This is a genomic window from Candidatus Symbiopectobacterium sp. 'North America' (assembly GCF_015762685.1).
Lineage (GTDB): Bacteria > Pseudomonadota > Gammaproteobacteria > Enterobacterales > Enterobacteriaceae > Symbiopectobacterium.
Map to the genome: position 1 here is coordinate 1 of NZ_PEHF01000036.1, position 7,569 is coordinate 7,569.

A 7,569-nucleotide genomic window follows, 5' to 3' on the forward strand; every position below is an offset into this window, starting at 1 on the left:
GCAGTAATGTTCCATTACGGCAGGTTAAACATGGGGTTATGAGTCTCCCACCATGATCGGGGAAGACCCTTATCAACCCAGTCCTAATGGTGTGACACTCAAGGAGATCCCCGCTAAGTTGGAGCGTCATGCATTAGTTGATGAGGCTAGGAGTGCTGAAGGTTTTGTGATTACTGAACCCTCCGCAATAAAAAGGGATTCGCCAGACGAGCACTATGGTTTTGAGTTTGTCGGCGCCTCTTAACGTGGAGTGACATCTGACCTGTCCACCACAGCAGGGCTATAAGTAACGTGGACGCAGCGTTCTCTTGGTGGGCAGTGACTCGATGCTTTGGAGATAGGCAATCCCTTGAGGTCTGTGTTTGTCAGGGCTGCGTCAGCAGCCCATAGCAGAAGCAGAGATTGCTGACATTATTTCTTGTTAAGCATCGATTTTAAATCGGCAAAGGGATTATAGGTCGCTGCCGCAACATCTTTTTGCGCATCCTCCCCCGCCACAACGGTTGTGCCGTATTGGTCTGCCTCAGTGTACTTCGAGTGTTCATGGTCATGGCAATACAAGCACAGCAACTCCCAGTTGCTGCCATCTTCTGGGTTATTGGTATGATCGTGATCGATATGATGAACCGTTAATTCACACAGGTTGGAATAAACAAACTCCCGCGAGCAGCGCCCACACACCCACGGGTAGATTTTTAGTACTTTCTCACGGTAGCCGCTTTCCAGCCGTGCGTAGTTTTTGGGGATCAAAGCCATAGCCGATGTTACCTGTTATAAAGAGAGTATTTACGCTAGTGTCCTCAATATATCTCATATTGGAACAAGAGAAGAAAGGAAAGCGAAATAGCGGGTTCACGGATTCATGACTCTGCTCTGCGATGGGTCTCAGAAACGCTTTTTGCTTCTGAAGAGAGTATGTCGATCAGTGCACGAATATTGGCTGTCAGGCCTTCTTTACGCCATACCAACTCGGTGGTAACAGGGCTGCCTGCTTCCATGAAGGGGTGGACGGTAATCAAATTCTCCGACGGGAATGTGTTCAGTATCGGTCGTGGCACTATTCCTACGCCCATCCCGGCGCTGACGCCACCCAAAATGGCGTGATAGGACGACATTTTGACCAGGCGATAAGGTTTAACCTGCGCCTGCTGTAACCAGGCTGTCAGTCGATCGCGGTATGAGCAACCATAGCGAAAAACCAGCAATGTTGCGTTTTCGAGATCGCCAGCAGCCCGTATCAGTGGGGAATTAGCCGGTGCAATAATCACCAACTCAATCTTCAAAAACAGCCATACGTTCAAGCCTGTCATCCGCAGGGGCATCGGCAATAAAGGCCACATCCAGCTCGTGGTTAACGACGGCCTCATAGAGCATACGGCTAATTCCGGTCACCAGTTCGACGGCTACGTCATGATGCTTACGGTACAACGCTGAGAGCAGAGCGGGTAAACGCGTTGCGGCCATACTATCGAGCGCTCCCACTCTGAACCGGCCACCTGGTTGCGGCTTTGCTGCCTGCTGTTCCGCTGTGGCTACCAGTTCAACGATCTTCAGTGCGTTTTCGTAGAGTGCCAAGCCTGCTGTGATCGGAATAAACCGACGGCCCGTCTTTATAAATAGCACGATCCGGAGGTGATGCTCCAAATTTTGCACTCGTGTTGTGATTGCCGAGGGCACGCGGCAAAGCAATTTGGCCGCAGCGGTTATGCTGCCAGTTTCGGTCACTGCAATGACGGTACGGAAATCTGAAATATCCATACTTTCACCAAAATTGAAAAATGAATTCCATTTTATTCAATTGAAAAGAAATTTCATGTTTTTTATTTTACGAGCGTGAACATGATGACCTGCCGGAAGGGGCGGTCGCGACCCTGACATCTTAATTAATCCACTATCCACGCTGCACATACTGATGAGGCTGTTCTGAGGCGAAAGCGCGAACAACCTGTGAGGCTACTATGAAGAAACTTGGACTGATAGGCGGCACCGGGCCTGAATCGACCCTGCGTTATTACCGTAAATTTGTCTATGAGGCCAATAAGCGCAACGGTGATACCTTCTTTCCGAACCTTACTATTGAAAGTATTAACGTCTACGACGTGCTGGAGATGTGTAGTCAAAAAGACTATGCAGGACTTACCGATTATCTGGCAGAGGCGGTTCGTCATCTGACTGCGGTGGGTGCCGAAGTCGCTGCGCTTACTGGCAATACACCACACATCGTTTTTAACGAACTGCAAGCGTGTAGTGCAATACCGCTTGTCAGCATCATCGACGCTACGTGCGCAGAGGTAAAAGCGCAGGGGCTGAAAAAGGTCGGGCTACTGGGAACACGGTTTACCATGGAGGCTGATTTTTTTAAAAGGCCCTTCATCGAAGCCGGGATTGATGTCATCACTCCTATACTAAATGATATCGACTTTGTTGCGGAAAAAATTCACTATGAACTTGAGCGAGGCATCGTGAAGATACAGATGCGAGAACGGTTTCTCGCCGTTGTTGAACGTATGTCTAAGTATGAAGGCATTGAAGCCATTATTCTTGGTTGCACAGAGTTACCTCTGCTGTTTACCGATGTCCAGCTTGCCGTGCCAGCGCTTGATACCGTTGATATACATATTGAAGCGCTGTTCAATGCGCTGCGTTAGCGTCATGATGAGCGTCGTGTCAACGCATTCCTCTGTTAAGCAGTATCGGAAAATTCATGAATTTCTACCCGTTCAACGATATTGAAACTATTTCACCGCGCCCAATGCTTTTTATTACTGGTGACCAGGCTCATTCGAACGAGTTTAGCGAAGATGCTTACAAACGCTCGGCTCAACCAAAGGAATTGTATATTGTTCCCGGGGCTGGTCATGTCGATCTGTATGACCGTACTGACCTGATTGCTTTTGAGAAACTGGCGTCATTTTTTAATGCCAATCTGAAGTAATGATAAAAGCCGCACAGGTAACGGTGCGGCACTTTTGCGCACGCAATAGTCAACTTGAGAGAAAAGCTACCATCATATTTGATCACTGATCGCTTTAATTTTTGATTCTTGTTTGACTGCATTGTTAATACGGAGCAGGGAGCAAGATATTCCAAGATCAACATCGCCTTGTCCTTGCGGACAACATCAAGAATAGCTTATTGAGTTAATTGTTTTTGTTTCTTTTTCTGCGCTCTGTTTTCACCTTGGCTGAGGTGTATAAACTCGTCCTTTCATTGCTGAATTTTTTCAGGATAAAGCCCTTTACGGCGATAATATTCAGCAGATGAATGTGATAAAGCCAAAAACTACCAATAAAAATCTACCACCAAGACTAAAAAACTGATACCATAAATAATATTGATAATCAATATCATTTTAGGCGATATAAAGGACATTCTATGCTTTCTATCGCCTCTTTCTCTAACTCTATTCACATTGCTAATTTTTTGGAAAAAACATCAGAACGTAAAAATGATATAAATCAATCCCACTTTGCTTCTAGGGTAAGTAACATTAGTAATTCTAATCAAATTATAAATAATGATTCTATACCCTATTTTGTTGTGTGGTCATGTGATTTAAATAAACAAAAAAATATATTGAGTAAAGTAAAAACCTTTTGTAATAAAATAGTAATATCAGCATATAATTATTTGCGTTCTATTGATGGCATTGATGAATTTACCGGAGCGACAGGTCAGGTTTTACCACAATTTCACCAGTCATTATTATAGTTAAGTATTTTACTACCAGCTATTCCTTTAATTGGGGTGGGTGCAAAAGGCGCTTTTGATGAATCAGTTGAAAGTTATAAAATAATTTACCCTAAATTCATGAGAGACATTAAGGAAAAAAACAAGAGGTTTTAGGAATATTACAACAAAACTTTGCTGAAGACGATGTCAATAAAAAGCTTGTTGAAGAGAGAATTCAACCATTTTTTGATGTTTGGATTAATTAATTACAAGGTGGAGATGAAAGGGAAAATATTGAAAATTTCCAATAACTATGTACAACCTGGAAGTTGTTGCAAGAACAAAATAATTCTACTGCAAAGACACTTTATGTGGCTACAGAATATCAATGAATAAAACAAGAAGTACCAGTGGTAAAAATTGACCGCGATGTTTCACCATTACAAGCTACGGCAATGAGTTTAATGACAGGTGGAATGGTTGGATTGTCTGCAAAATCAATAGCAGATCTAGTGATGTCCCAAGGGATCAGCGGAGCTGAAGCCGTGAGTGATTTAGCAGGAATGGTCAGTAATATTCTACTTTTGCCAGCACAAATCATGATGACTGGGTATGAGATTTCGCAAACCATTTCTGGATATCAGCGCGATAAGCTACTGCAAGAGAATCGTTCTTTATTAGAAAAGGACCACCAACCAGATATTATTAAAGAAAATATTGCACAATTAAAAGAAATAGTTGACCGTAAAATATATTATAACTATAAGCAAAGAATAGAGTATGGTACTGTCACTGCTGTTGGCCAAGCTGCGATGGCATTAAGTTCGTTAAGTGAACTCACAGGTGTTGGCAGCGCGGTAGGTTTTGTTCCTGCTTTAATTGGCGCGCCAGCTACTATTTATGGTTCTTATATTCGAACAAGAACCAGGGTGCAAGAAGGAAAATATTTAGGTACTAAACATGCTCAAAGCGTATCGGATAAAAGATTAAATTTTGAGAACTTGGCGAAATATCAAACTACAACCTCTACTGGCACAAATCAAACAACGCAATCATCTATAACAACAACTGATACTCTTAACACTGTTGTTAATGCGGCAACGAATGCAATGCTAGAGCAGCAAAAGATTGTAGCAGAAGTAAAATTACTCTCATTGATTCAAAAAACGATCAATAAAGCAAATAAGAATAATATTCAACTAACGGTAGCAGCATTGCATCAACAAGTAGACGCTACAGTGGATAAATTATTTGATAGAATAATAAGGAGCCAAAAAAGTTTTATCAAACAACCAGGTAAATATTTTATTCGGCAACGCACCTCCTTATTATCAGATGATCTAAAAATAATAAAGGGGATGCTTGATGATGGTGAATATAACGTTGGTTGTTTAGAGAGTAAATTAGACAAACAACAAGAGCGTTATAGTTTATTATCCAGATTAGAATATATCAAAGAAAAATATAATGTGTCTTTATCAATCAAGACGAAAGAAAGAATATTAGAATCTAGCGTGCGCGATTTTTTAAAATTAACAAGTGAAAGAAAAGAAATAAAAGAAGCGCTACACATCAAGATGTGTATTTCTGATAAATTATTTAATTGGAATGATTTACAAGAAATTATTTAGCATGATGAAAAAGCGAAAGCCATTTATACGCAGCATCATAACTATTATTTTATTAAGCAAGTGAAAAATGAAGGTAAATCCCTGAGGGATGATGCTTATGACAATATCATAAATGGATTGACATCTAAATCAGCAATTGAACGAAGTATTAATAAGGTAATGATTTGATTTCTGATTTATCTTGGCTCCGATATTAGGAAGGGGCATCAGAGGAAGAGGGCTCTTGCGCTAATTTAATGAAAATAAATTAGTGTAAAAGTTAACGTGCTTATTATCGGTTTCTTTTGTTTATAAGAGTATTATCTATAGTGAAAATCGATCCGTTGATTCATCTAAAAATGAGTGATGAGCATGGAGGAAATAGTCACAGCCCAGAGCCCTAAATGTTGCAGTACAGACGAGCTTAAAGTATTTGAAAAATGAGTAGTCGATGCAATCACTCCTTAAATAAACCAATATAATCAATATTTTATTGCTTATTTAAAAACCAGCCAGGCAAGGAATACTTTGGCACTGTACGCCATCGCGCGGAATTCATAACCACAAACGCCATTTTTGGTGTCATATCCCATTAACCGCAGGCCCTGTTAACAGTGTTTTCGCTCATCGGTTTGGACGGGTTATGATCGCCGGGGAACACCAATTTCTGATGGTTGGAGATGTCCTTTATCTGCTTCAGAATAGCTATCACTTGCTGGAAAAGCGGGACGAGGTGCGGAGTGCACATTTTCGCTCTGCGCCACAAAGTAGCGCACGTAAATAATGGCCTCCCGGGTGGCGGGGATGGTCCATATCTTGTTCTTGAAATCAATCTCACCCCCAACGCATGCCTTGTTGCTGCCATACCAGCTCAGTGCGACGTTTTTAAAGCGTTTATCAGAGGAGCGTGCGGCTTTATGTTGCGGATTTTCGTGTCATTAAAGGACATATGCGGGTCACTCCTTTATCGAACCGGAAAGACCCCACATCTGACCACCAAATTCACCCGATGCGGAGGGAAAAATTAGCATGTGTTGGGAAAGGATTCTTGCATTATTTTATTGAATCCAAAAGCAAAAAGCAGATGCCGAAGACATCTGCTTTTTTGAATTTGGCTCATCTGACTGGACTCTAACCAGTGACATACGGATTAACAGTCCGCCGTTCTACCGACTGAACTACAGAGGAATCGTGTGAACGGGGCGCATAATAACGGCGTGCTGCAGGGATGTCAAAGGAAGAACATACAAAGGGCGATCGTTTGCTGAAAGATTAGGCAAATCGCCTTTTTTTCTGCGTTGCGGAGAAAATCAAGGCAATTTAACGCTTTTTATCGCGGTCAACGTGCGTGCAAGCAGTTTGACCGCATTTTCAGGCGGCAATCGGGTGATGAGGCGTACCTTGATGGCTGGGATGGCGCGGAGAGTGGGTGAAATAACACTCAACGGTTTTCTTGATCAAGGCATCCGTTGCGTCAATGTAGTGTTCTGGTGCGGATGCCATATCTTGTTGGAGAATTAGCGGCAGCTCAGTACAACCGAGGATCAGTTTTTCCACGCCAGCATCAAGCAGTGTGTCTCTGACTGGAGCCAGAAGTCGATGTGCATCGGCAATACGGCCTGCCTTGTAGGCATAAATGCTTTCTATTACCGCCTGCTGAGCAGTGTCGTCAGGAATCTGACAGGCAATTCCCAGTGCGCTAAGGTTATCCTGATAAATTTTTGCTTTGCACTTGGCGGTGCTGGCCAGTAATCCAACAGCGTGCAAATGTTGCTGTTTAATCAACTGGCAGGTAGTGTCGATGATACTGATCATTTCGACATGTGTGCGTTTTTTTAATTCATCGAACCAGAAATGAGCGGTATTACAAGGAATAATAATACATTCTGCGCCTGCATTTTCGAGGATTTTCATATATTGAACCATTTTATCTAATGGAGATGCGCCATGGTTCAAAATACATTGTGTTCTGTCAGGAATATCAGGAATAAATACCGCAATGGTAGGGATATGATCCTGGTCTTTATTGGCTGGTGTGTTGTTAATTAATTTTTGCATGGCGTCAACCGTCGCCCCTGGCCCCATTCCGCCAAGAATACCAATTAAATTATTCACGTTATTAACCTCAATACATGAAGGGATTGAAAATATCTTCGCACAACCAGCCGGAATATGAATTGCTAAATTCCCATCCCCTATGTATGATTTGCATAGCCAACCGTGTTGTAAGCACACCGGTTTTAGTTCCACGCACTTTTTGAGATTTCCGGGTTTTCAGCCATCAGCC

At 42.4% G+C, this 7,569-nt stretch carries 8 protein-coding genes, 1 tRNA gene and 3 pseudogenes; 5 read left to right on the forward strand and 7 right to left on the reverse strand.

The genetic code is table 11. The features are described from left to right. Positions 1–52: 52 nt before the first annotated feature. Positions 53–244: a hypothetical protein gene (locus tag CS369_RS08280; RefSeq protein WP_196906719.1), complete on the forward strand. Its 192-nt coding sequence runs from the start codon at positions 53–55 to the stop codon at positions 242–244. Between the two features lie 167 nt (positions 245–411). Here the strand turns inward: CS369_RS08280 and yajD are convergent, their stop codons facing one another. The 4 genes and pseudogenes from yajD to CS369_RS23410 form a co-directional block, all read right to left on the reverse strand. Further along, positions 412–756 (reverse strand): HNH nuclease YajD, encoded by a 345-nt coding sequence (gene yajD / locus CS369_RS08285; protein WP_196906720.1) that lies wholly within the window; start codon positions 754–756, stop codon positions 412–414. A gap of 104 nt (positions 757–860) precedes the next feature. After that, positions 861–1,301 (reverse strand): LysR substrate-binding domain-containing protein, encoded by a 441-nt coding sequence (locus CS369_RS23400; protein ID WP_244664898.1) that lies wholly within the window; start codon positions 1,299–1,301, stop codon positions 861–863. Beyond that, positions 1,273–1,623: a LysR family transcriptional regulator gene (locus CS369_RS23405; RefSeq protein WP_244664899.1), complete on the reverse strand. Its 351-nt coding sequence runs from the start codon at positions 1,621–1,623 to the stop codon at positions 1,273–1,275. The genes CS369_RS23400 and CS369_RS23405 overlap by 29 nt, the downstream gene beginning before the upstream one ends. A gap of 24 nt (positions 1,624–1,647) precedes the next feature. Beyond that, positions 1,648–1,758, reverse strand: a pseudogene (locus tag CS369_RS23410) (LysR family transcriptional regulator); the annotation flags it as partial. 200 nt (positions 1,759–1,958) lie between these two features. Between CS369_RS23410 and CS369_RS08295 the strand changes: the two are divergent. The 4 genes and pseudogenes from CS369_RS08295 to CS369_RS08310 all read left to right on the forward strand — a co-directional run bounded on the left by CS369_RS08295 (position 1,959) and on the right by CS369_RS08310 (position 5,303). Further along, positions 1,959–2,648 (forward strand): aspartate/glutamate racemase family protein, encoded by a 690-nt coding sequence (locus tag CS369_RS08295; protein WP_196906721.1) that lies wholly within the window; start codon positions 1,959–1,961, stop codon positions 2,646–2,648. Positions 2,649–2,677: 29 nt separating this feature from the next. Further along, positions 2,678–2,935 (forward strand): annotated as a pseudogene (locus CS369_RS08300) (alpha/beta hydrolase); the annotation flags it as partial. 440 nt (positions 2,936–3,375) lie between these two features. Beyond that, entirely contained in the window at positions 3,376–3,711 is a 336-nt protein-coding gene (locus CS369_RS08305; RefSeq protein WP_196906722.1) for a hypothetical protein, read from the forward strand. Between the two features lie 371 nt (positions 3,712–4,082). Continuing rightward, entirely contained in the window at positions 4,083–5,303 is a 1,221-nt protein-coding gene (locus CS369_RS08310; RefSeq protein WP_196906723.1) for a hypothetical protein, read from the forward strand. 509 nt (positions 5,304–5,812) lie between these two features. On the opposite strand, the pseudogene CS369_RS23415 reads toward CS369_RS08310, so the two are convergent. The 3 genes and pseudogenes from CS369_RS23415 to CS369_RS08320 all read right to left on the reverse strand — a co-directional run. Next, positions 5,813–6,202 (reverse strand): annotated as a pseudogene (locus CS369_RS23415) (tyrosine-type recombinase/integrase); the annotation flags it as partial. Between the two features lie 192 nt (positions 6,203–6,394). Then, positions 6,395–6,470: transfer RNA gene (locus CS369_RS08315), tRNA-Asn, on the reverse strand. Between the two features lie 183 nt (positions 6,471–6,653). Beyond that, entirely contained in the window at positions 6,654–7,397 is a 744-nt protein-coding gene (locus tag CS369_RS08320; protein ID WP_196906724.1) for an aspartate/glutamate racemase family protein, read from the reverse strand. Between the last annotated feature and the right edge of the window lie 172 nt (positions 7,398–7,569).